The sequence below is a fragment of the Blautia sp. AM42-2 genome (assembly GCF_003480245.1).
GTDB lineage: Bacteria > Bacillota > Clostridia > Lachnospirales > Lachnospiraceae > Fusicatenibacter > Fusicatenibacter saccharivorans.
Genome location: NZ_QUIM01000009.1, coordinates 46,106 through 69,345, shown reverse-complemented (window position 1 = coordinate 69,345; position 23,240 = coordinate 46,106). Strand labels below are relative to the sequence as shown.

Annotated in this window: 14 protein-coding genes and 1 tRNA gene; 1 reads left to right on the top strand and 14 read right to left on the bottom strand. The window is 49.1% G+C overall.

From position 1 onward, the window contains the following. Window positions 1-8: 8 nt before the first annotated feature. Window positions 9-1,796, bottom strand: coding sequence for an ABC transporter ATP-binding protein (locus DW915_RS10945; protein WP_118742129.1), 1,788 nt, complete (start codon window positions 1,794-1,796; stop codon window positions 9-11). A gap of 12 nt (window positions 1,797-1,808) precedes the next feature. Beyond that, the gene (locus tag DW915_RS10940) at window positions 1,809-3,596 is read right to left on the bottom strand and encodes an ABC transporter ATP-binding protein (RefSeq protein WP_118742128.1); all 1,788 of its coding nucleotides are present in this window, start codon (window positions 3,594-3,596) and stop codon (window positions 1,809-1,811) included. Between the two features lie 210 nt (window positions 3,597-3,806). On the opposite strand from DW915_RS10940, the gene DW915_RS10935 reads away from it, so the two are divergent. Further along, window positions 3,807-4,712, top strand: coding sequence for a helix-turn-helix domain-containing protein (locus DW915_RS10935; RefSeq protein WP_118742127.1), 906 nt, complete (start codon window positions 3,807-3,809; stop codon window positions 4,710-4,712). Between the two features lie 111 nt (window positions 4,713-4,823). Here DW915_RS10935 and DW915_RS10930 read toward each other — a convergent pair whose 3' ends face one another. The 12 genes from DW915_RS10930 to DW915_RS10875 form a co-directional block, all read right to left on the bottom strand. Next, window positions 4,824-6,404 (bottom strand): glucose-6-phosphate isomerase, encoded by a 1,581-nt coding sequence (locus DW915_RS10930; protein WP_022462042.1) that lies wholly within the window; start codon window positions 6,402-6,404, stop codon window positions 4,824-4,826. A 122-nt stretch (window positions 6,405-6,526) separates the two neighbouring features. Then, on the bottom strand, window positions 6,527-7,519 hold the full coding sequence (gene pfkA / locus DW915_RS10925; RefSeq protein WP_022462041.1) for a 6-phosphofructokinase: 993 nt from the start codon (window positions 7,517-7,519) through the stop codon (window positions 6,527-6,529). Between the two features lie 81 nt (window positions 7,520-7,600). Further along, window positions 7,601-11,074: a DNA polymerase III subunit alpha gene (locus tag DW915_RS10920; RefSeq protein WP_118742126.1), complete on the bottom strand. Its 3,474-nt coding sequence runs from the start codon at window positions 11,072-11,074 to the stop codon at window positions 7,601-7,603. An 11-nt stretch (window positions 11,075-11,085) separates the two neighbouring features. Next, entirely contained in the window at window positions 11,086-14,262 is a 3,177-nt protein-coding gene (locus DW915_RS10915) for an ATP-binding protein (protein ID WP_118742125.1), read from the bottom strand. A 177-nt stretch (window positions 14,263-14,439) separates the two neighbouring features. Then, window positions 14,440-15,291: a CvfB family protein gene (locus DW915_RS10910; RefSeq protein WP_055218974.1), complete on the bottom strand. Its 852-nt coding sequence runs from the start codon at window positions 15,289-15,291 to the stop codon at window positions 14,440-14,442. Between the two features lie 13 nt (window positions 15,292-15,304). Beyond that, window positions 15,305-16,774 (bottom strand): nicotinate phosphoribosyltransferase, encoded by a 1,470-nt coding sequence (locus DW915_RS10905; protein ID WP_118742124.1) that lies wholly within the window; start codon window positions 16,772-16,774, stop codon window positions 15,305-15,307. 71 nt (window positions 16,775-16,845) lie between these two features. Next, complete coding sequence (locus DW915_RS10900) at window positions 16,846-17,550, bottom strand: acyl-[acyl-carrier-protein] thioesterase (protein WP_118742123.1); 705 nt, start codon at window positions 17,548-17,550, stop codon at window positions 16,846-16,848. Window positions 17,551-17,703: 153 nt separating this feature from the next. Continuing rightward, a tRNA-Gln gene (locus DW915_RS10895) sits at window positions 17,704-17,775 on the bottom strand. A gap of 135 nt (window positions 17,776-17,910) precedes the next feature. Further along, entirely contained in the window at window positions 17,911-19,089 is a 1,179-nt protein-coding gene (locus tag DW915_RS10890) for a cation diffusion facilitator family transporter (protein ID WP_055226259.1), read from the bottom strand. A gap of 219 nt (window positions 19,090-19,308) precedes the next feature. After that, window positions 19,309-20,898, bottom strand: coding sequence for an ABC transporter substrate-binding protein (locus DW915_RS10885; RefSeq protein WP_055218982.1), 1,590 nt, complete (start codon window positions 20,896-20,898; stop codon window positions 19,309-19,311). 238 nt (window positions 20,899-21,136) lie between these two features. Further along, window positions 21,137-21,604 carry an Hsp20/alpha crystallin family protein gene (locus tag DW915_RS10880; RefSeq protein ID WP_118742122.1) on the bottom strand — a complete coding sequence of 156 codons (468 nt, stop codon included), beginning with the start codon at window positions 21,602-21,604 and terminating at the stop codon, window positions 21,137-21,139. A gap of 336 nt (window positions 21,605-21,940) precedes the next feature. Next, window positions 21,941-23,158 carry a tyrosine-type recombinase/integrase gene (locus tag DW915_RS10875; RefSeq protein WP_044925121.1) on the bottom strand — a complete coding sequence of 406 codons (1,218 nt, stop codon included), beginning with the start codon at window positions 23,156-23,158 and terminating at the stop codon, window positions 21,941-21,943. Window positions 23,159-23,240 lie beyond the last annotated feature (82 nt).

Below are 23,240 nucleotides of genomic sequence, written 5' to 3'. Positions count from 1 at the left end.
AGTATGGGTCAGCCCGCTTTCTGTACTTCGTCGAGCTGTGCCGTATACAGTTTGTAGTAATATCCCTTCTTTGTCATCAGTTCGTCGTGCGTTCCGCTCTCCATGATGCCGCCGTTGTCGATATACATGATCTTATCGCAGTTGCGGATCGTGGACAGACGGTGGGCGATAATGAACGATGTTCTGCCCTTCAGCATCGCATTGAGGCCCGTCTGCAGTGCTTTCTCGGTCTGCACGTCGATACTCGAGGTTGCCTCATCGAGAATCAGAATCGCCGGATCCGAAAGCAACGTTCTGGCAAACGAGATCAGCTGTTTCTGGCCCTGGCTCAGCATGGAACCGCGCTCGCGCACCTCTGTCTGGTAGCCGTCCGGCATTTTGCTGATGAATTCGTCCGCACACACGGTTTTGCTCGCATTGACAATCTCCTCCAGTGTCGCATCGAGTTTTCCGTAACGGATGTTGTCCTCAATGTCTCCCGAGAAAATAAAGCTGTCCTGCATCATAATACCCATCTGTTCACGCAGCGAATGAATTGTCACCTGTGAGATGTCCTGGCCGTCGATCAGGACGCGGCCGCCGTTGACATTGTAGAACCGGGAGATCAGATTGACAATCGTACTCTTTCCGGCTCCCGTCGGTCCGACAAGCGCCACACTCTCACCCGGTTTTACCGTAAACGAAACGTCTTTTAAAATCTGCTTCGATTCATCGTACGAGAAGTTGACATGGTCAAACGTCACCTCACCGCGGATCTCCGGCATTTTTACGGCGTTCTCCGCATCTTTTACCGTTACCGGCTCGTCCATTGTCTCGAAGATACGCTCCAGGTAAGCGATATTGTTGATAAAGTTGTTGAAGATATTTCCAAGGTTCATGATCGGCTGCCAGAAGTACGATGCGTAGCTGGAAATCGCCACGATGGTACCGAGTGATTTGCTGCCCTGTCCGAACAGCACAAGGCCTGCTAAGAAGATCGCCGCGCGCACGCAGACGGAAATCGAATCGATGCCCGGCCATACCAGGTTGGAATAACGCACCGCCGTGTTCCACGTTCTGCGGCAGTCCTGTGAAAGATCTTTGAAAATCTCCGCATTTTCATCCTCTCTTGCAAAGATCTGTGTAATGCGGGCTCCGACGATATTTTCCTGCAGATACGCATTCAGGTTCGAGTTCTTATTTGAAACTGCCTGCCATGCCCGTCTCTGTTTATTCTTGATCCAGACCATGAACACGCACAGCACCGGCACGCCGCAGAGAACGACGAGCGCCATCTGCACATCGACCAGGAACATGAAAATGACGATGAACAGCAGGTTGAAACACTCCAGCACAATGTTGATCAGTCCATTCGAAAGCATATCCGATACCGAGTTGACGTAGTTGACCACACGGATCAGAATTTTGCCGTGCGGGCGGTCGTCGTAATACTGGAACGGCAGCTCCTGCAGATGCTCAAACAGGTCTTTTCGGATATCGTAGATGATATTCTGGCTGACATCCACCATGATACGGCTTCGGATCGTCGTGAAAATGACGCTGACGACGTAGATGCCGACAAGCATTCCGACCAGAGAAAACAGAAGTTTCTCGTTTTTGTCCGGAATCGCAAGGTCCAGTGCCCGCTGGATAATCATCGGCGCAACGTAGCCGAACGCGCCGCCGATGCCGCTTAAGAGAATCGCCACAACCATCCGGCCCGCGTATTTTTTAATATAAGATGATGCCCGGAGTAAGTGTCTGATGTCAAAAGGTTCTTCGAGCACTTCATCCTGCTTGTATGTATTTTTTGCCATTGCTTCCCCCTCCTACAGTTCATCCACACCGGTCTGCAGTTTCACCAGTTCGTAGTAATAGCCCTTCTTTTCCATCAGCTCCTCGTGCGTTCCCATCTCCTTGATGTAACCGTTCTGCAGCACGATAATTTTGTCCGCCGTCTTTGTGGTGGAGATTCGCTGCGCGATGATAACTTTCGTGCACGGGAAATCCAGTTCTCGTAAGGAATGCTGGATCTGTTTTTCCGTCTCCATATCGACGGCCGATGTCGTGTCGTCAAGAATCAGGATCGACGGACGGATGGCCAGCGCTCTCGCCAGGGAAATTCTCTGCTTCTGGCCGCCTGAAAGACCGACGCCGCGCTCACCGACCAGAGTGTCATAGCCCTCCGGCATCTTCGAAATAAAGTCTGCCGCGGCAGAATATTTTGCAAATTTAATGACCTCATTCATCTTGATCGAGTCATCGCCGTAAGCAATATTGCCCTCGATCGTATCAGAATACAGCAGGACATCCTGCGTCGCAAGTCCGATGTGTTTCCGGAGGTCATACAGCTTCAGATCTTCCGCCGGAATACCGTCGATGCGGATCTGGCCTTCTGTCGGCTCGTAGAAACGCGGAATCAGGTTGATGAGGGATGTCTTTCCGCATCCCGTCTCTCCCATGACCGCCACGGTCTCATTCGGGTTAACCGTAAACGAAATGTTATGCAGAACCGGCAGATCACCGTCCTCATACTGGAACGAAACGTTGTCGAACTCGATTTTTCCCTCGAAGCGTTCCGGGTGTGCCACTGCATTTTCCTCGTCCTTGATCTTCGCCTCGGAGTAATACAGCTCCATGACTTTTTTTGAAGCTGCAGAGAACCGCTGGAACTCGTTCATGATATTTCCCATCTGGCGCATCGGGTTTGCGATTGCCCAGATGAGGCCGGAGAATGCCACATAATCACCCATGGTCAGCTGGCCCTTAATCATAAAGACACCGCCGACTGCCAGCAGGACAACCGGCATCAGGTTAGCGATACTCTCGACAAACGGGAAGAATTTCAGCCATACCATCGCGGTTGCTTTGTTTGTCTCCGCGTAATCGGTATTAGCGCGGTCGAATTTCTCGATCTCGTACTCTTCTCTTGCAAACGCCTTGACGACGCGGTTTCCGGAGATATTCTCCTGCGCACACGTATTCATCTGTGCCAGCTTTTCACGCAGTGCCGCATGCATCGGGGCAACACGGTTGCGGAACAGGTAGATGATCCAGAATACGAACGGCGAAATCACAAGTATGCAGAGCGCCAGCTTCCAGTTCGTGTACAGGAAGAAAATGGCCGCTGCCGCGAACAGGGAAAACGACTCAATCACCATTCGGATGACCCATGCGACCATATGGCGGACGGCATCGAGGTCTCCGGTCAGACGCGTCATCAGATCGCCGGTACGGTACGTGCTGTAAAACGTCATATCCTGCCGCTGGATTTTGTCATACAGGTAATTCCGCACCCGGTACAGGACGCTCTGTGATACGTGCTCGTAAATCATACAGCTGCCGTAGACAATAACGACACGCAGAAACGTGAAGCCAATCATCGCAATCAGCAGACGGTAAAACAGATCCCGGTGTGTCTGCAGATTCTGCACTGCATTTTCACCTGTCAGAAACAGGTCAACAATTTTTCCCGAAAAATATGGAATCGTAAGCTGCAGAACGTTATATAATACCGTTCCGATCATGCCGATCAGATACAGCGCACGCTTTCCTTCCATGTTTTCCCACAGCCATTGGATTTTGGTTTTCGGGAATGGTTTTGTGCTGCTTTTCATTTTTTCATATCCCCCCCTTATCTTCTGAAAATCAAAAGGTTTCTGCATTTTTCTCTTTCAAATGCTTTCGCCATTGTATCAATTTTCATTTCATTATGATATAATGCGACTGTATAAAAATAGAACGTTTCTATCTTCATGCATGATTCTTTTGAATAATCCTCGTAATTTTTTGCAGAACTTTTTAACCGGAACAGGAGGAATTTACTTTTGAAAAATCTATTTGAATACAGTGATATCCTGCGCTCACCGATCGAGGCATTTTCCTGCAGCTCGGAAACCTTTTCCATGCCGGTGGTATCACACTGGCACTATTTTACTGAAGTACTTTATCTGCAGGAAGGCTCGCTCCTTGTGAGCTGCAACGATGTTGTCTATCCGATGGAGGCCGGCTCTTTCATCCTTTTTCCGCCGCAGGCAGTCCATGCGCTTGCCGCGGATCATGACAAACCGTTTCGCTTTTTCTGCGTAAAATTCAATCTGAACCGGATTCATCTTACCGGAAGCTATCTTCCGAACCTGAGCTTTGCGTTCCATAAGGTTGCCTCCATGACGCATCCTTCCCTGCTCTTTACGCAGATGGATCTTCCGGGGCTCGACCTGAACGATTTTTTCACAACCATTGAAAAAGAATCCCATGCGAAACAGTACGGATACGACGCGTATATTTATTCGCTGTTTTCGACACTGTTCCTGCGCCTTCTGCGGACGTGGCACTGCCAGGGAATCTGTTTTGATCTCGAAACCATCTCCGAGAGTGAAGAGAAAAGTATGCAGGACATTCTCGTCTACATCGACCGTCATTCACAGGAGAATATCAACATCGAAGAGCTGGCGCATAAATACAATATGAGCTATTCGTACTTTGCCAAGCTGTTTTTAAAACACTATGGGCAGAGCTGCAAGCAGTATATCGAATTTATCCGTTTGAACAAGGTCGAGAACCTGCTCCTCTTTACCGATTATGACCTGAACTTTATTGCCACCGAGACCGGCTTTGCAGACTGCAGCCACCTGATCCGTACGTTCAAAAAACGGTATCAGATCACCCCGCGGCAGTTCCGGCAGGAGCATCAGTCCACAGTGTCCTCGTCGCTTCCGGCGAAGCTGGGATAATCCCATAATATAGTAATAAAAAAGGCGGCATACCGTTTTCCCCCTGAAACTTTCAGAAAGAAAATCCGGTATGCCGCCTTTTCATATCTTAAATTTTCTGATTTAAACTTCTTAGATGTTGAGCAGATCGCTGAATACTTTCAGCGCTCCGTCTGTCTCGTGAGCCAGAACGCGTTTTGCAAGGACTTTACCAAGCTGTACGCCTTCCTGGTCGAAGCTGTTTACGTTCCACAGGAATCCCTGGAACATGATCTTATTCTCGAAGTGTGCAAGCAGTGCTCCCAGCGTCTTCGGATTTACCTGATCTCCGATGATGATGCTGGACGGACGGCCGCCTTCGAAGTTTTTGTTTTTATTCTCATCTGCTTTACCGCAGGCAAATGCAACGATCTGAGCTGCTACGTTTGCGCAGAGTTTCTGCTGGCTGGTGCTGCCCTGGATGTCGACATCGGTCTCCATCTGGTTATTGCGGAATCCTACAAACTGCAGCGGAACGATATCAGTTCCCTGATGCAGCAGCTGATAGAAAGAATGCTGTCCGTTGGTACCTGGCTCGCCGAAGAGAACCGGACCGGTCGGGTAATTGACCGGCTCGCCGAAACGGTTGACCGATTTACCGTTGGACTCCATATCTACCTGCTGTAAGTGAGCCGGGAAACGGTTCAGTGCCTGGGAGTACGGAAGAACTGCAGTGCTTGGATAGCCAAGAACGTTTCTCTCGTAAACACCGATCAGCGCATCAAGCATCTCCGGGTTCTGTAATACGTCTTTGTTTGCAGAAAGTTTATCTTCTGCTGCAGCGCCCTCGAGGAATGCTGCGAATACTTCCGGTCCGAAAGCCAGGGACAGAACAGCGCCGCCGACTGCGGATGTGGAAGAATAACGGCCTCCGATGTAGTCATCCATGAAGAATGCTGCCAGATAGTCGTCGCTCTTTGCCAGCGGAGAAGTCTCACTGGTAACGGCGATCATGTGCTTGGATGCATCCAGGCCTGCATTTTTCAGAGCGTCTTTTACGAAGGACTCGTTGGTCAGAGTCTCCAGTGTGGTTCCGGATTTGGATACCAGAACGAAGATGGAATGTGCTACGTCGATCGAATTCAGAACAGCTGCTGCGTCATCCGGGTCAACGTTGCTGATGAATTTTGCTTCCATTTTGAAGCAGCCGTTTTTCTTTGCCCAGTTTTCCAGAGCCAGATACATCGCACGCGGGCCAAGGTCGCTTCCGCCGATACCGATCTGCACAACGGTGGTGAATTTTTCACCTGCTGCGTTGGTGATCTCACCTGCATGTACTTTGTTCGCGAACTCTGCGATGCGGTTCTGCTGCTCTACGTAGAAAGCACGTTTGTCTACGCCGTCTGCCGTAACGGTGTTTCCGAGCTGGCCGCGGGTCAGCTGATGAAGCACGAGACGGTTCTCTCCGGTGTTGATGACAGCACCGTTGTAAAGCTCCTCAAATTTTTCAGAAAGCTGTGCCTCTTCTGCCAGTTTTACGAGTGCGGCAAGGACATCCTCATTCACCTGTTTTGCTGCGTAGTTATACGCAAGTCCTTCTGCCATCGGAACGCTGTAAGATTTTACGCGCTCTGCTCCGTTTTCGCCGGACATAACCTCGGCAAGATTGACACGCTCCACTTTTTTCAGCTCCTCAAAAGAAGCCAGTTTATCAAGATTGTTCCAGGTAACCATTGTTAAGTTCCTCCTGTTTTTTATTTTGTCTCTCTATTCCGTCCGCGGAAACATTTTTATTCCCGCTATTATACCAATGAAACAGACTGCTTGCTAAAAACAGTCTGTTTCGTGATACTTTTTTATTTTGTATAGTTATAAGAAAGAGCTCTTGCGATCTCCCACTGATATTCCGGCAGAGTCTTTGTCATGGACAGTGCCTCATCGATATCGTAATCTACATACTCACCGTTCTTGTATGCAACAACGCGGTCTGTTTTGCCTTCCAAAAGAAGGTCAACTGCGTAAGCACCCATGATGGACGCATATACACGGTCTTTACATGTCGGGCTTCCTCCACGCTGCATATGTCCAAGGATCGTTGCACGGGTCTCGATGCCGGTTGCAGCTTCGATTCTGCGCGCCATGCTGGTGGAATGGCCGATGCCCTCAGCATTTACGATGATATGATGTTTTTTGCCTTTTCTACGGTTCTCGATGATGTTGTTGATGATCTTCTGCTCATCGTAATCGTATTTCTCCGGAAGAAGAATATCCTCTGCGCCGTTTGCGATACCGCACCACAGAGCGATATATCCGGCATTACGTCCCATAACCTCGATGATCGAGCATCTCTCATGGGAAGTGGAAGTATCTCTTACTTTATCAATGGCTTCCATTGCAGTGTTTACCGCGGTATCAAAACCGATGGTATATTCTGTGCAGGCGATATCCAGGTCGATGGTTCCCGGTACACCTACGGTGTTAATTCCAAGAGCTGCCAGTTTCTGCGCTCCTGCAAAAGATCCGTCTCCGCCGATAACTACCAGTCCGTCGATGCCGTGTTTTCTGCAGACATCTGCAGCACGTTTCTGGCCTTCCGGTGTACGCATCTCTGCGCAGCGGGCGGTATAAAGGATGGTACCTCCGCGCTCGATGGTGTCGGATACATCGCGGGCTGTCATGTCGATGATTTCTTCGTTCATCAGTCCGTCGTAGCCTTTCAGGATACCTTTCATCTGAACGCCCTTCTGCAGACCTCTTCTTACGGCTGCACGGATCGCTGCGTTCATACCTGGTGCATCACCACCGCTGGTAAGCACTCCGATTGTCTTTACCTTGTTAGTCGTTGCCATATGAATTCCTCCATCTCATCACACACATTAATAAACGAGTAGTTTTATTTATTAATCACACACAGTTTTATTTTAAAGCATTCAGGCCCTTTTTTCAATACTCTTTTCTACAACTTTCACGTTTCCGGTACCGAATTTTGCCTGAAGTGACGCCACCATACGGGCATCTGCCTGCACATTGCGGCTCGGCGGCAGTTTTTTCATTGCCTTGATCGATTTGATGTAGAGAATCACACTGTCCTTGCCGTCGGATTCATGCAGCATCTGGTACAGATCCGCCACTTCTCTCTCGTACGTTTCCTTGTCCGGGAACTGGATCCAGAGCTCTTTCGGGATGCCTGCAAACGGGAAAATTTTCTCGCAGATCAGCTTGCTCGGCTTATCATCCTCCGCGGAAACACGGCCCTGGATGAAGACACGCGCATCGGTCTGCATCATCGCTGCGTTTTTCTCGTAATCGCGCGGGAATACGACGATTTCCATACTGCCGACGAGGTCCTCGAGTGTGAGAAATGCCATTGTCTTGTTATTCTTTGTATATTTGATTTTTTTATCCGTGATAATGCCGCCGACAATCTCTTTCGCGCCGTCGGTGACGGATGGGAAACCCGTCTCCTCATCCGGCTGGAAGTCTGTCGTTACCGCGGAAATGTTCTTCCGCCAGCACTCCTCCTGCTCCTCGAGCGGATGACCGCTGACGTAGATGCCGAGCACCTCTTTTTCGAGCGCCAAAAGATCACTCTTTTCGTACTCTCCGACATCCGGGTACACCGTTTCATACGACCGTTTGGTCGTCTCATCTACAAAATCAAACAGACTCATCTGGCCGCTTAACGAATCTTTTTTCTCACGCGCCACATCATCGAGCACATTGGCGTAGACGAACATGAGCTGCTTTCTCGTCACGCCGAAGCAGTCGAATGCACCCGCCTTGATAAAGTTCTCGACAGTCCGCTTGTTGACTTCTTTTCCGCTCAGGCGCTCCGCGAAATCCTTTAACGAGCGGAACGGTCCGTTTGCACTCCGCTCCTCCACGATCGCCTCCATGACCGGCTTTCCGATGCCTTTGACCGCCGCCATGCCATAGCGGATCGCCTGGCCGTCCACCGTGAATTTTCCTTCGCTTCGGTTGATGTCCGGCGGCAGAATGGAAATACCCATCTGGCGGGAACTCAAGATATACTCTGCGACTTTTCCCGGGTTATCGATGCAGGAGGTCATCAGAGCCGCCATGAACTCAACCGGGTAATAGTATTTCAGCCATGCCGTCTGGTACGATACGAACGCGTACGCCGCCGCATGGGATTTGTTGAAGGCGTATTTCGCGAAGTCGATCATCTCGTCGTAGATCTTGTTCGCTGTCTTCTCATCAATGCCGTTTTTGATACAGCCCGGCACGCCCTCGGCCTCGTTTCCATAAACGAAATTCTGGCGCTCTTTTTCCATGACGGATGCCTTTTTCTTCGACATCGCGCGGCGCACCAGATCGGCCCGTCCAAGCGAATAGCCCGCCAGTGCCTGTACGATCTGCATAACCTGTTCCTGGTAGACGATACAGCCATACGTCGGCTCCAGAATCGGTTTTAAGAGCGGTGTATCGTACGTAACGGATTCCGGGTTGTTTTTTCCTTTGATGTACTGCGGAATAAAATCCATCGGGCCCGGCCGGTACAGGGAAATTCCGGCGATGATATCCTCGAGGCTCTGCGGTTTTAACTCCTTCATGAAGTTTTTCATTCCCGCACTCTCGAGCTGGAACACACCGACCGTTTTCGATGCGCCGATCATGCCGAGCACTTTCGGATCGTTGTAATCGATGTGAAGCAGATCAATTTTCTTATTGCTGTAACGCTCTGCGAGCTTTGTCGCATTCTGAATGACGGTCAGGGTCCGAAGCCCTAAGAAGTCCATTTTCAGAAGTCCCAGTTCCTCAAGCGTCGTCATCGTGAACTGCGTGACGATCGTTCCGTCGCTTCCTCGCGAGAGCGGCACAAATTCCACCAGCGGACGCGAGCCGATGACAACACCGGCGGCGTGCATCGACGTGTGGCGCGGCAGACCTTCAAGTCTCCGTGACATGTCGATCAGATGTGCAACCTCTTCATTGCCCTGGTACAGCTCCCGCAGCTCGTGGTTCATCTGCAGTGCCTTGTCGATCGTGATATTCAGCTCATTCGGAATCATCTTCGCGATCGAATCGACCTGTGCATACGGCATATCCAGCACACGGCCGACATCGCGGATGACACCGCGCGCCGCCAGTGTACCGAATGTGACGATCTGTACAACGCGGTCCTTGCCGTATTTTCTCGTTACATAGTCGATGACCTCCGGGCGGCGTTCGAAGCAGAAATCCACGTCGATATCAGGCATGGTAACTCGTTCCGGGTTCAGGAAACGCTCGAACAGGAGCTGGTACCGCATCGGATCCAGCTGTGTGATGCCAAGGGTGTAGGAAACAATACTTCCGGCCGCCGATCCTCGTCCCGGTCCGACCATGATGTCGTGATCGCGCGCAAATTTGATGAAATCCCACACGATCAGGAAGTAATCGACGTAACCCATCGTTTTGATCGTATCAAGCTCGTATTTCAGCCGCGCTTTCAGTTCATCCGTCGCCGGGTGATACCGTTCCTCGAGGCCGTCGTAGCAGAGCTTATTTAAGTATTCCCAGGAAGTGTATCCTTCCGGCACATCGAATTTCGGAAGTTTCGTGACACCAAATTCGATCTCCACATTACACCGGTCTGCAATTTTCTGTGTATTTTCGATTGCCTGCGGTGCATACGGGAAGAGCGATGCCATCTCCGCCTCGGATTTCACGAAATACTGGCCGCCCTCGTAGCGCATGCGGTCCTCATCCGTGATCTTCTTTCCGGTCTGCAGGCACAGAAGAATATCGTGGGAATCCGCATCTTCTGCGTACGTGTAGTGAATATCATTCGTCGCCACCAGCTCGATGCCGGTTTCTGCCGAGAGGCGCATCAGCTGCTGATTGACCATCCGCTGCTCCGAGATGCCGTGATCCTGCAGTTCCAGGAAGAAATTACCTTTTCCGAAAATCTTCTCATACCGCAGTGCGGCCTCTTTTCCCAGCTCGTACTGGTTCCGCACCATCGCACGCGCCACCTCACCTGCAAGGCAGGCGGAAAGCGCGATAATGCCCTCGTGATACTTTTCCAGAATCTCCATGTCGACACGCGGCTTATAGTAAAATCCATCGATAAAGCCCGCCGAAACAATCTTCATCAGATTGGAATAGCCCGTATTATTTTCCGCCAGCAGAACCAGATGGTAGTACCGGTCCTCTCCGCGGCTGGTTTCGCGGTCGAAACGGGAACCCGGCGCCACGTAAACCTCACAGCCGAGGATCGGCTTGATGCCCTGCGCGCGGGCTTCTTTATAAAAATCGATACAGCCGAACATGACGCCGTGATCGGTGATCGCGGCGCTGTTCATGCCAAGCTCCTTGACTCTGGCAACGTACTCTTTGATCTTGTTCGATCCGTCCAGAAGGCTGTATTCGGTATGTACATGTAAATGCGTAAAACTCATCGTTTTCTCCTCTATTTTCCAAAGGCATGTTCCGTTGTCTCCAAGATCGTCTGCACCAGGCTGTCCGGCTCGATCGGCTTGGTCAGATGGCTGTTCATGCCCGCTGCGCGGCATCCCTCTTTGCTCTCTTCGGAGGACTGCGCCGTCATCGGGATGATCGGGACTTGTTTTGCTTCCGGAAGCTCCATGGTGCGGATCTGCCGCGCTGCCTCAAGGCCGCCCATCACAGGCATCATCAGATCCATTAAAATCACATCAAATTTCTGCGGATTCGCCGCATACTTTTCGACCGCCTCGCGGCCGTTCCATGCCTCTTCCACCGTCGCACCGTGATCGGTCAGGTAAAACTCGGCGATTTCCATGTTGATCTCATTATCCTCGACAAGCAGAACGTGGAAGCGGACAAGCTCTTTTCCTGCGATCCGTGTCTTTACTTCCTGAATCCGCTGTCCCTCGCAGTCAATATAAAACGGAAGCCGGAATACATACGTCGTTCCGACGCCCTGCTGGCTCGTTACCTCGATCGTGCCCTGCATTTTTTCGATCAGTTCTTTGACGATCGACATGCCAAGGCCCGTTCCCTTGTACTGCGTTCTCGCACCAGACTTCTCCTGTGTGAACGGATGGAACAGCTCTTTTTCGATAAATTCGCTGCTCATTCCGATGCCGCTGTCCGTGATGCGGAACTCGTAGACGACCCGGGTTCCGTCGCAGGAGACTTCGCCCGCATACGTATCGATCATTCCGCCCGGCTTGTTGTACTTGATTGCATTGCTGAAGAGATTCAGCATAATCTGCCGCAGGCGCAGCGGACTGCCGATCAGTCTCGTGTGCGTCAGCTCACCGCGGTGCGTACAGTGGGTAATACCCATCTCCGTAATCTGCGCATTGACAAGGGATGCCACATCATCCATCAGATGCTTCAGGTCAAAAGAAGCGCTCTCGATCGTCTCTTTTCCGGACTCCAGCTTATTCATATCGAGCACATCGTTGACGAGTGCCAGCAGATGGCTTGCGGAAAGATTGATTTTATCGAGGCAGTCGTCCACTTTTGCCTCATCCTGCCGGTTTTTGCGGATGATATCCAGCATGCCCATAATGCCATTGATCGGCGTGCGCACATCGTGGCTCATGCGGTTCATAAATTCTGTTTTTGCACGACTTGCACTGTCTGCAGCTCTAAAGGCATCCTGAAGCTGTATCTTCTCCCTCTCTTCCCGGCTGTGGAACTCTGACGTATCACGGAAAAGGATCATGCCGTGTACCACAACGCTCTCCCGCTTTGTCTTTCGGTCGTAGACGGTATCCTGTGACATAAGAACCGTCTTCTGCAGCCATATTCTTCTGCCGGACTCATCTGTTTCCTGATACTCCACGACTACCTGCTTATCTCCGTTTTCAAAGCGCTGCAGCAGTTTCTTCGAGGAATCCACAATGCGGTATGATTCCAATGTCTCCTCCGCGACAAAAGCACTGCATTCCCCGCAGTATTTCTCGTAGGAACACGGCAGATCTATATTGAGGCCAAATTTCTTCTGCCCGCTGTGGTAAAAAATCTGCTCCAGCGAATCATTCGTCAGATCAACGGCGAACACGGCCTCGGCCGTCTCGAGAAGTGCCTCGGCGTAGTGGCTGTTTTCAATGATCGACTGTTTCATCTGTTCATAGTATTGGTCGAGCTGTTCTTTTTCATTCCGAGCAGCTTCCTCATTGAAGCGGAACCGCTCAAAGCCCATCAGAAAATGGTGCAGTCCGCCGTCCTCGGCCGCGTCGTAGAACAGAATGGTGACTTTTCCCCGGCAGAGCGCTTCCCCTTCGCTGCCCTCCCGATACTCGCACAGAATTTCTACGCTCTCTTCTCCCTTCTGATAGCACTCCTTCAGATGGGTAAGATCCAGCATTCTACGCATTTCCTTTCTCTTTTCCTCATCCGTGATGCCCTGCACAATATGCTCGGCCGCACCGGTATAGCTGCCGTCCTCGGCAAGGAAAAAGCCCGAAACGGCGCGCAGAATCCGGTACTGGTCCTGTCTTGCATTACAGTAAATACAGTTGGAAAAATGGTATCCCTTTTTCTTTACGACGTCCAGCGCTTCCAGGCTGATCTTCCGCTCTGCGGCGGATTCTTCCATCTTCGCGCGGTTTTTGTCGATATACATGTTCTGGTCCGCATGGCGGAACAGTTCCCGGATATCACAGTCTTCAAATTCCGTGGACAGTGCATAGCCTCCGGCGTAGCTGATCGGCATCTCCGGGTGCTGGCGGGAATATTCTGCCGTCTGCGTGCGGATGTGATTCATGCACGCTTCCACTTCTTCGCGGTTCAGTCCGCGCAGAATGGCAAGAAACTCATCTCCGCCGTTTCTTCCGACGAAATACTCCTCCGGGACTGCTTTTCGAAGCTGAACGGCAAAGGAACGGATATATTCGTCTCCCTTGTCGTGACCCAGACTGTTGTTGATCGTGCGCAGATTGTTGAGGTCAAACACACAGACCGCATACACGCCGGAAATTTCTTCTCCTCCGTCGCTTCCCTCCAGAATCTCTTCGCATTTATTTTTATTTGGCAGGCCCGTCGCCTCATCGAGATAGATTTTCTTCTGCAGAATACGGTTCATCGCCGCATAGCGGACGGCCTTGATCAGCTCCATGCCGATGACAAACACCAGACCGATGATATCTCCTACTACTACCTGCTCCAGCTTCTTCAGCGAAGACGCCATTCTCTGCGAATACGCTTCCGCAAGGCCCGTCGCCTCGTCACAGATTTTGAAAAAGGTCTCACTCTTTTCGATAATCGCGGTATTCTCATATCCTTTTTCACGCACCAGCAGAATCTCTGCCTTCAGCTCTTCAAAATACGATGCCAGCTCAGTCATCTTATCCTGAAAATCCCGGTCATCCAGGCGCACCAGATCCAGCTCGCTGCTTCCGTTCTGCAGACCGTCGATATAAGCGTTGATGTCTGCAATCATCGTATCCTGCGGTTCTCCCGCATCCTCCAGCTTGATAATCCGCTGCGTTTTTCCGCGTACCAGACCGGCATAGTTGACAACGCGGGCCGTTCCCTGTATTTTCTCGACCATCGACATAATGCAGAAAAACAGAATAATCAGAATGATCGTCAAAACCGTCATTGCGGTTTTGGAAATAAAGGATGTTTTTTTCTTACTTTTCTTTTTCTTCATCGCTCTCCATCAGATCCTGTGTCATTTTTTGTCATATAGATCATATTATAAGCGCAATCCTCTCTTCGCGCAACCGCAAACCGGGCGCAGAAAAAATTTCAAAATTTTATCTGCTGTCTGACACAAAAAAACGGACACCGGAGAGGATGTGCTTCCTGTCCAGTGCCCGATCTTTTCTTATTTTGCTTTTTCTGCCGTCCAGATTTTACCGTCGCGGATGACAACCTGTTTTTCTTTCATCAGATGGCCGACCGCGCGCTTAAATGCTGCTTTGCTGAGGCCAAATTCTCTCTGAATCACTTCCGGTGATGCTTTGTCATCAAACGGAAGGACACCTGCAAATTCCTCGATCACAGAAAGAACGCTCTCTGCATCGATTGCGATCTGCTCGTACGCTTTTCCGCGTGCGGACAGGGAGAGTTTTCCGTCCTCTTTGACTTCTGTAACGCGGCACTCAAGTTCCTGGCCGACATGATAGTCTGCCTGTGCTTCTCTCTTTGGAATCAGGCCGGAGTAGCGGTCATCAACAGCAACGAAAACGCCGAAGTTTCCGCTGATCTCGTAGATTCTTCCCTTTACGGTATCGCCTACGACGTACGGAGAATTGGTTTTCAGGAAATGGTAAACCTTCATCGTTGCGCAGAGACGGTCGCTCTTGTCGATGTAGAGGGAAACCAGAACCTCATCACCTGGATGGAGGCGGCGGGTCTGCTGTTTAAACGGAAGAAACAGATCTTTTTCCAGACCCCAGTCCAGAAATGCTCCGATCTTTCCGGTAGCAGCTACGTTTAAGACAGCCAGCTCTCCAAGCACCAGCTTCGGCTCTCTGGTTGTCGCAATCAGACGGTCGCTGGAATCGCGGTACAGAAATACTTCCAGCTCATCTCCCTCTTTTGTTCCTTCCGGCACCTGTTTGATCGGCAGAAGAACGCGTTCCTTCTCGCCTGCTTCCCGGGTCTCCCCAAGATAAATACCGAATTCTACTTTCTTTACTACTACCAGCTTTTGCTTTCTTCCTATATTTAACATTTGACTTCCTTTCTTACTGCTCGCCGAGAGCCTTCATGCTCATCTCCTCGAGCAGGTCGCTCTTGATGTGGTACAGCTTGTCGGACAGATCCACGTAAACCTCATGCGGATTGACCAGACGTTTGGACTCCTCCCAGAGGGTATCTTTCTCTCTGGTGCAGATGTCGCGGATCTCCATGACGGATGGAGAAGTGTAGACGCATGCGCCCTTCTGGAAAATCGGAACGAGGAGCTCGCGTAAGGTGTAGGTTCCGCCTTTGATCTTTGTCTTTTTCCAGGTCTCGATCGGGTCGAAGATGATCATATCTTTGCTCTCGTCGAAGGTCTCGTCTGCGAGGCAGATCAGGTCGGCACGGATCTTTCCGGTTTCTTTATCATAAATACGATAAATCGTCTTATTGCCCGGGTTTGTTACTTTCTCGGAGTTCTCGGACAGCTTGATCTTCGGTGTGAATTCTGCGTCATCTTTATCTTTTGCTGCTGCCAGCTTGTAAACGCCGCCGAATGCCGGCCAGTCACCGGATGTGATCAGGTTGGTGCCGACGCCCCAGGAATTGATCTTCGCACCCTGGGTTTTCAGGCTGTCGATCAGGTACTCATCGAGGTCACTGGATGCGGAAATGATGGCATCGCCGAAACCTTCTGCCTCGAGCATCTGATATGCTTTTTTCGACAGGTAAGCCAGGTCACCGCTGTCGATGCGGATGCCGTAGCCCTTCATCGGTAAGCCCTCTGCTCTCATCTCTTTGAAGACGCGGATCGCATTCGGAACACCGGATTCGAGAACATCGTAGGTGTCTACGAGAAGAATGCAGGCTTTCGGATACATTTTCGCATACGTTTTGAATGCGGTGTACTCATCCGGGAAGCTCATGATCCAGCTGTGTGCGTGGGTTCCCTTGACTGGAACGTCAAACATCTGTCCGGTCAGGACATTGGAGGTTCCGATGCAGCCGCCGATCATGGCAGCACGCGCGCCGTAGATACCGGCATCCGGTCCCTGTGCACGGCGGAGTCCAAACTCCATGATGCCGTCGCCCTTTGCCGCGTAAACAACGCGGGATGCTTTCGTCGCGATCAGGCTCTGATGGTTGATCATGTTCAGAATCGCGGTCTCTACAAGCTGTGCCTCCATGATCGGAGCGACAACTTTTAAGAGCGGTTCTCTTGGGAATACGACGGTTCCTTCCGGGATCGCATAGATATCTCCGGTGAAATGGAAGCCTCTTAAATACTCCAGGAAATCATCGTTGAAAATATGGAGGGAACGGAGATAGTCGATGTCATCCGGTGAAAAGTGAAGATCGCGGACATACTCGATTACCTGCTCAAGTCCTGCACATACGGCGTATGCGCCGCCGCATGGATTCTTTCTGTAAAATGCATCAAATACCACGATCTGATCGGACGGGTTCTCGTAGTAGCCCTGCATCATGGTAAGTTCATATAAATCGGTTAACAGTGTAAGGTTCTGCGCTCTCATGGCAAATTCCCCTTTCCTCATTGTGTTTATTACGTTCGTATCGTATCTTATTCTTTCCGATTGTACCACAATCATTGAAATTCCACAACTACGTATGGCTGTCCTTTTTCATCGTTCAGCGAGATAAAACAGCCGTTTTCCGTCTCGGCGCGCAGCGGATGCAGGACGTCACCGAGGTGCGCCTGCTGTTTGTATTCGGCGCGCATCCGGCGCACGGTGAAGTTCTTCGGAAGGCATTCACCGGCAAGGGAAATGAACTGTGCGTTGTTGACGTGGTGGTTCGTATCGAGGTTGTGCGGCCGCACCGGGAACGGTTCGCCGATGAAATCTGCTTCCGGCATTTTCACTTTGCGCTCGCCGAAATCCTCGTCGATCGGACCGTCAATGCCGTAGGCGTCTGTCGTCTCTTTCGGTGCGCGGACGGGATGACCCGTTTCCATATTGACGTAAGACCAGATGGAGTTGGCACAGGCGAGCATTTCGCCGTCTTCTGTTTCCATCGTGAAGTTACGCATGCCAAGAAATCCTTTGAAGCCGCTCGCCCATGTAGTGATTTTTACCGCTTCACCGAGGGATGGATTGCGGCGCACATGAATCTGCCACGCGGACAGCACCCAGGCACAGCCTCGTTTTTTGAGCTCCGCAACGCCCTCGCCGATCGCTTCCGACTGGAAGGTACTGCAGTCCTGAAAGTAATTGATCAGCCCCGGCAGGGTGAGATTTCCGTCCTCACCGATTTCGCTGTAGCGGATTCTGCTTGTAAAGGAATACTTCATCGTTTGGTTCCTCCTGCTATATTTTTAATCTTTGACCGAAAATGTTTTGTCAAGCGGATGTTCGCCAAAGTTTCGAGCAAACACAGACTTTGGCTCATTGCCTGCACAAATCGAAAAAGGCCTCAGGTACGAGACCTGAGACCTTTCAATGAGCTGGGCTACCTGGATTCGAACCAGGAACTGACGGAGTCAGAGTCCGTTGCCTTACCGTTTGGCGATAGCCCATTGCCTTGCGACAAGATGTATAATACACTATCGCAAGAGAAAAGTCAACACCTTTTTTGAAATTTTTTTATTTTTTTCAAAAAACTGACTTTTGGAACATTTTGGAAGGGATTTGACGGCTCAACCCGGCCGTTGTCACTCTCCCGCCACGTATTTTTTGTCGATGTTGACGACGCATTCATACTTCTCATCCATTTCCTTCATCAGCGCCCCGATCTGCCCGATCACGCGATCACAGTCTTTCTTCTTATAAGAATACGGGATTTCAAGATCAAAAATCAGCTTCTTTTTCTCCGCCCCGTTGATCATACGGAAATCGTGGAAGGAAAGCTCCGGATCGAGAATGGAAATTACGTTTCTTACCTTCTCCTTTGTCGCAAGAACCGTCGCATCGTGGATCTCCACCGGATCCATGTGGATGACCAGCAGAATCCCCAGTTTTTCACCGACCTCATGTTCAATGCGGTCGATAATATCATGCGATACCTCGATATCGACATCTCGCGGCACCTCCGCATGGATCGATGCCATACTTCTGCCAGGCCCGTAGTTGTGGACAATCAGATCATGGGTTCCTACAATTCCTTCATAGGAAGCAACCTCTTTCATGATCCGTGCATACAGATCCGGATCCGCGCCCTGCCCAATCAGCGGTTCCAATGTATCTTTTGCAATGGAAATACCGGACCACATAACGAGTACCGCCACAACAAGTCCTGCGATTGCGTCGATATTAACCGAAAGGAAATGGCAGATCAATGTAGAAGCGATCGTTGCGCTCGTCGTGATCACGTCGCCCATGGAATCCGCCGACGTTGCCAGCATCACCTTCGACTGAATGCGGTTTCCCAGTTTTCGGTTGAAAAGCGCCATCCACAGCTTTACACCAACCGAGAGCACCAGAATCAAAAACGGAACCATCTGAAATGTGATCTCTTCCGGATTGCGGATTTTCTCCAGGGAGCTCTTTAAAAACGTAAAGCCGACTTCAATAACCAGAAACGAAACGATCAGCGCTGCAATATACTCGATCCGCCCATGCCCGAACGGATGCTCTTTGTCGGCCGGTTTGTTTGCCATCTTCACACCGACGAAGCTGATGACCGAAGATGCCGCATCGGAAAGGTTATTGAACGCATCCGCCATGATCGCCAAAGAGTTCATTCCGGCACCGATCAGCAGCTTTGCCGTAAACAGCAGAATGTTGCAGCAGATTCCCACGATGCTTGACAAAATGCCGTAGCTCGTGCGCACATCCGCGTTGTCGGTTTTCTCATAATCTTTTACAAAACGTCTTACCAGAAAATCTGTCATGGTTCCCCCTTCTTTTAAAAAAAGGCCTCCTGCATTGCCGCGGAGCCCTTACGTTTTCTCTGTCTTTTTCTATAGTAGGCAGTGTCGGAAAAAAAGTCAAGCCTAACATATTTTCGGGATTTCTACTAATAATTACAGGGGACTCTTCCGGCAGCATTTGACAATTGAATGAGAGTTTTTCTTTTCCCTCTGCCTTTTGAGTCCCCTATAATTTGATTTTTATTTTACTTTATAAATTTTCGCCATATCCTGCACATACAGCGGATAGAACCGATAGCCCGCAAAGTCGCTCCGAAGAGCAACCTCACATGCCATATCCTCGATATACAGGTTTGCCGCATCGTCACAGAGCAGTGTTTCCATTTTTTTGTAAAGCTCAACCTGCTCCTCTTCATCCGTGCTGGTCTTAACCTGCTGATACAGTTTATCATACTCTTCGTTGCTGTAGTTGATAAAGTTCTTGGATGATGTTGAGGTAAACCGTTCCAGCAACGCGCGTCCGGTCAGATATGCCGCGTCAACGCCGACAACCGTGGACTGGAACTTCCGGTCTGCATATACATCCGACAGCCAGCTGTCCCACTCGACCTGCTGAATTTTGGCAGTAACACCGATCGCTTTAAGCTGCTCTACCAGAACCTGGGCTGTATCGATATGCTGCTGATAATTGTTTGGCACTGTAATCGTAAGCTCAAATCCATCTGGGTATCCGGCTTCTTTTAACAGTTCTTTTGCCTTCTCAATATCCTGATTATATCGCTCTGACAGTTCCGGCACATAATATTTTCCAAATGCCGGGAACATGCTGCTTCCGATGATCGTTCCTTTTCCGTCCGCAATCATATCCAGCACTTCCTGACGGTTTGCCGCATAGCAGAGCGCCTGGCGCACCTTCACATTGTTGAGCGGTTCCACGGCATTGTTCAGATACAGCGCCTGTACCAGGTTCATACCGCCGTCATAAATCGTAAAATCGGAATCTTCGGCAAGCTGCGCTGTCTGTGTGGAACTGAGACGTGCATACATGTCCAGTGTACCGGATTTCAGGTTTGTTACGACTGCATTGCTGTCCTTGACAATTCGAAATGTTACCTTGTCCAGATACGCCTGATTTTCCGTATCCCAGTAATCGCTGAATTTTTCAAGGACAATGTTTTCCTGCGGGGACCGTGATACATAGTGGAACGGGCCTGTTCCGACCGGATCTGCTTCCAGATCTTCCACATGCTCAGGTACAATCGCCACCGTCAGATAGGCAAGAAACTCGGTGTCTGCCTCTTTTAAATAGATGTCGATCGTGCTCTCGTCCGGAATTTCAACCTTGTCTACATTGGAAAATGCCTCTACCAGAGGCGTTCCGTCTCCGTTGATACCCGCACAGCGTTCGATTGAATATTTTACATCCTCTGCAGTGACGGTCGTTCCATCGTGGAATTTGACACCATTCCGGAGCTTGAAGGTATAAACCTTTCCATCCTCCGAGATCGAATGGCTCTCTGCCACCGCATCGTTCAGATTTCCTTCTTCATCGGGCTTTACAAGGCCCTCATAAATATTGAATAGGATTTCTTTCGTTCCTGCCGCAACAGATTTGTGTGGGTCAAGACTATCCTCAATGTCCTGAGGAATTCCTACCGTGATGGAACCTCCCATAACAGGCTCCCCTGTCGGGGTTGATTCCGTTGATACCTGAGAACTTGTGGTATCGGAAGAATCTGCTTTCCCATCCTTGCCATCCTGGCATCCGCCAAGTACAACAGTAAGAGCTGCAACTAAAAGCAGCGCAAGTACGCTTCTTCTTTTCTTCATGATTTCTCCTTTTGATACGAGTTCTCTCATTTTGTAATTGTCACGCCTATTGTATCCGACCTGTTCCCAAATAGCAAGTACATTATTGTATACAATTTATTTTCCGAATCCGAAAATCACGTATATCCGCCCCGCGTATTCCGGATTCTTTCCTTCAGGATGTACCGGAAAAAATAAAAATTTTGCCGCCCGGGAATGTTAAAATTCCCGGGCGGCAAACGCTTTTGCTTTTTTTCTTTTATCCTTCAATGGAGATTGTCTTTTTCTGCTCCACAGCCGGTTTTGCTTCCTTCTTCGGTACGAAGAGTTTCAGCAGACCGTGTTTAAATTCAGCCTTGATATCCTCTTCGGTAATATCCTCACCTACATAGAAGCTTCTGCTGCATGCACCTGCGTAACGCTCTTTACGGATGTAGCGGCCGCTCTCTTTTTCTTTCTCGTCTTTGTCAAGACCTTTCTCTGCACTGATGGTCAGATAACCATTTTCCAGTGTGGCCTGAACTTCATCTTTTGTGAAGCCCGGAAGGTCAACCACTACCTCGTAGCCATCATCCAGCTCGCGAATATCTGTTTTCATCACATGGCTGGCTTTGCGGCCATACAGTTTCTTTTCTGTATTCTTCATCTCTTTGTCATAATCATAGAACGGAAAATCGTTGAAAAAGTCATCAAATAAATTTTCTCCAAAAATACTAGGCATTAACATAAGTCATCGCTCCTTCTTATTCTTCTCATGGAACCTGATCCATGCTTTTTCTCCGGTTTTTCTTTTCACCGGATCTTTTTGTTTACCTGTTTCTTTGGAACGGAAAGGCTTCCGGGTACCGGAGGTTTTCTTCTTTTCCTCTCTTTGTATCCCTCTTCCTTTGTTCTAGCTGTAATATAACACTTATTATTAGCACTGTCAAGAGGTGAGTGCTAATTTTTTGAGATTTTTTTTGCAAACCTTGATTTTACGGGGTTTGCAACACTTTTTCTTCCTTATAATCATCACTTTTTCTTGGTTTGACACCATTTTGACACCAATTTTTTATTTTTGGTGTCAGCTAATTGCTACGCTTTCCAGTCTTGTGATTTCACTCTCAATTCTGGACATCTCACTTACATGGTTGTATACGTCCATCGTTACGTCTATGTGGGCGTGTCCCATAATATATTGAAGAACTTTTACGTCCATTCTTTTTTCTGCCATTCTGGTACAAGCCGTATGTCGCATAATGTGAGCGGATACCGTTGGTAACAATTCAGCATTTCTATGTTCAGTCTTTGCAATTTGAACTTCTTTTTTGTTATATGCGTCTACAATATTATATAAGATATTGTTTATTGCACTAGGCATGAGCGGTCTGCCGGACTTTGCCATGAAAATGAATCCTTTATAACCGTCTATCTCAACATCTTTTCCTTTTTGAAGCATAAAGTTTAATTTCTTTTGTTCTTCAAATGCTCTTTGTACATCTGATGTCATAGGGATAGTTCGGATTCCAGAATCCGTCTTTGGCGTGGAAATATGGAATTTATAGCCATCTCCTAAATCTTTATAAATCAACTGATGGTCAATACTTACCGCTTTTGTTCTGACATCTACATCTTCCCAAGTCAATCCAATCAGTTCTCCGCACCTTACACCTGTTCCTAACATGATTCTAAGCATTGGATAATAGGTATTGTATACTTGATTATTTTTCACAAATTCCAGCATTTTTTCCTGTTGTAAAACTGTTAAGGCAATACGTTCTTCTGCCTGTCTACCATAATCACTGATAGAAAACTTTGCCGGATTTTTGCGGATAATATCATCATCAACAGCCATTTCCAGTGCCGGATAAATCATATTGTTAATAAATTTTATTGTAGAATATGCGTATCCTGCTTTAGAAAGTTTTGAGTAAAACGATTTGATGTGTGATGGTAAAATCTGAATAACCTTGATGTTTCCAATTTCATCTTTGACACGATTCTCCCATGTTTTCAGATAATTTGCTCTAGTGGATTCTTTCAGCTCCCTAGTAGACATATATCTTTCAAACAATTTATTAAGAGTAAGTTTTTTGATTGCTCCATCCGTTAAAATGTTATCTTCCAAGTCTTTTACAATCTGCTTTTCCTTTTCCCTTAATTCCGGTAAATCCTTTGCATATACTGTCAGACGTTTTCCACTTCTTATATCTGTATAACGGTAACTATATCTACCATCTTTACGCCAGCTTTCGCCCTCTCTTAATTTTCTTCCTTTATGGTCTTTTCTGCTATTTGCCATGAGAAACATTCCTTTCTGTAATAGCCCCCTTTTTTGTTCTCATGACGTGGTTATGTCTATAAATATTATACCATATATCACA

Excerpts from the sequence above, each read along its gene's own strand:
- DW915_RS10945 (WP_118742129.1), bottom strand. The coding sequence starts at position 1,796 with ATGGCAAAAAATACATACAAGCAGGATGAAGTGCTCGAAGAACCTTTT.
- DW915_RS10940 (WP_118742128.1), bottom strand. The coding sequence starts at position 3,596 with ATGAAAAGCAGCACAAAACCATTCCCGAAAACCAAAATCCAATGGCTG.
- DW915_RS10930 (WP_022462042.1), bottom strand. The coding sequence starts at position 6,404 with ATGGTTACCTGGAACAATCTTGATAAACTGGCTTCTTTTGAGGAGCTG.
- pfkA (WP_022462041.1), bottom strand. The coding sequence starts at position 7,519 with ATGGCAACGACTAACAAGGTAAAGACAATCGGAGTGCTTACCAGCGGT.
- DW915_RS10920 (WP_118742126.1), bottom strand. The coding sequence starts at position 11,074 with ATGAGTTTTACGCATTTACATGTACATACCGAATACAGCCTTCTGGAC.
- DW915_RS10915 (WP_118742125.1), bottom strand. The coding sequence starts at position 14,262 with ATGAAGAAAAAGAAAAGTAAGAAAAAAACATCCTTTATTTCCAAAACC.
- DW915_RS10910 (WP_055218974.1), bottom strand. The coding sequence starts at position 15,291 with ATGTTAAATATAGGAAGAAAGCAAAAGCTGGTAGTAGTAAAGAAAGTA.
- DW915_RS10905 (WP_118742124.1), bottom strand. The coding sequence starts at position 16,774 with ATGAGAGCGCAGAACCTTACACTGTTAACCGATTTATATGAACTTACC.
- DW915_RS10900 (WP_118742123.1), bottom strand. The coding sequence starts at position 17,550 with ATGAAGTATTCCTTTACAAGCAGAATCCGCTACAGCGAAATCGGTGAG.
- DW915_RS10890 (WP_055226259.1), bottom strand. The coding sequence starts at position 19,089 with ATGACAGATTTTCTGGTAAGACGTTTTGTAAAAGATTATGAGAAAACC.
- DW915_RS10885 (WP_055218982.1), bottom strand. The coding sequence starts at position 20,898 with ATGAAGAAAAGAAGAAGCGTACTTGCGCTGCTTTTAGTTGCAGCTCTT.
- DW915_RS10880 (WP_118742122.1), bottom strand. The coding sequence starts at position 21,604 with ATGTTAATGCCTAGTATTTTTGGAGAAAATTTATTTGATGACTTTTTC.
- DW915_RS10875 (WP_044925121.1), bottom strand. The coding sequence starts at position 23,158 with ATGGCAAATAGCAGAAAAGACCATAAAGGAAGAAAATTAAGAGAGGGC.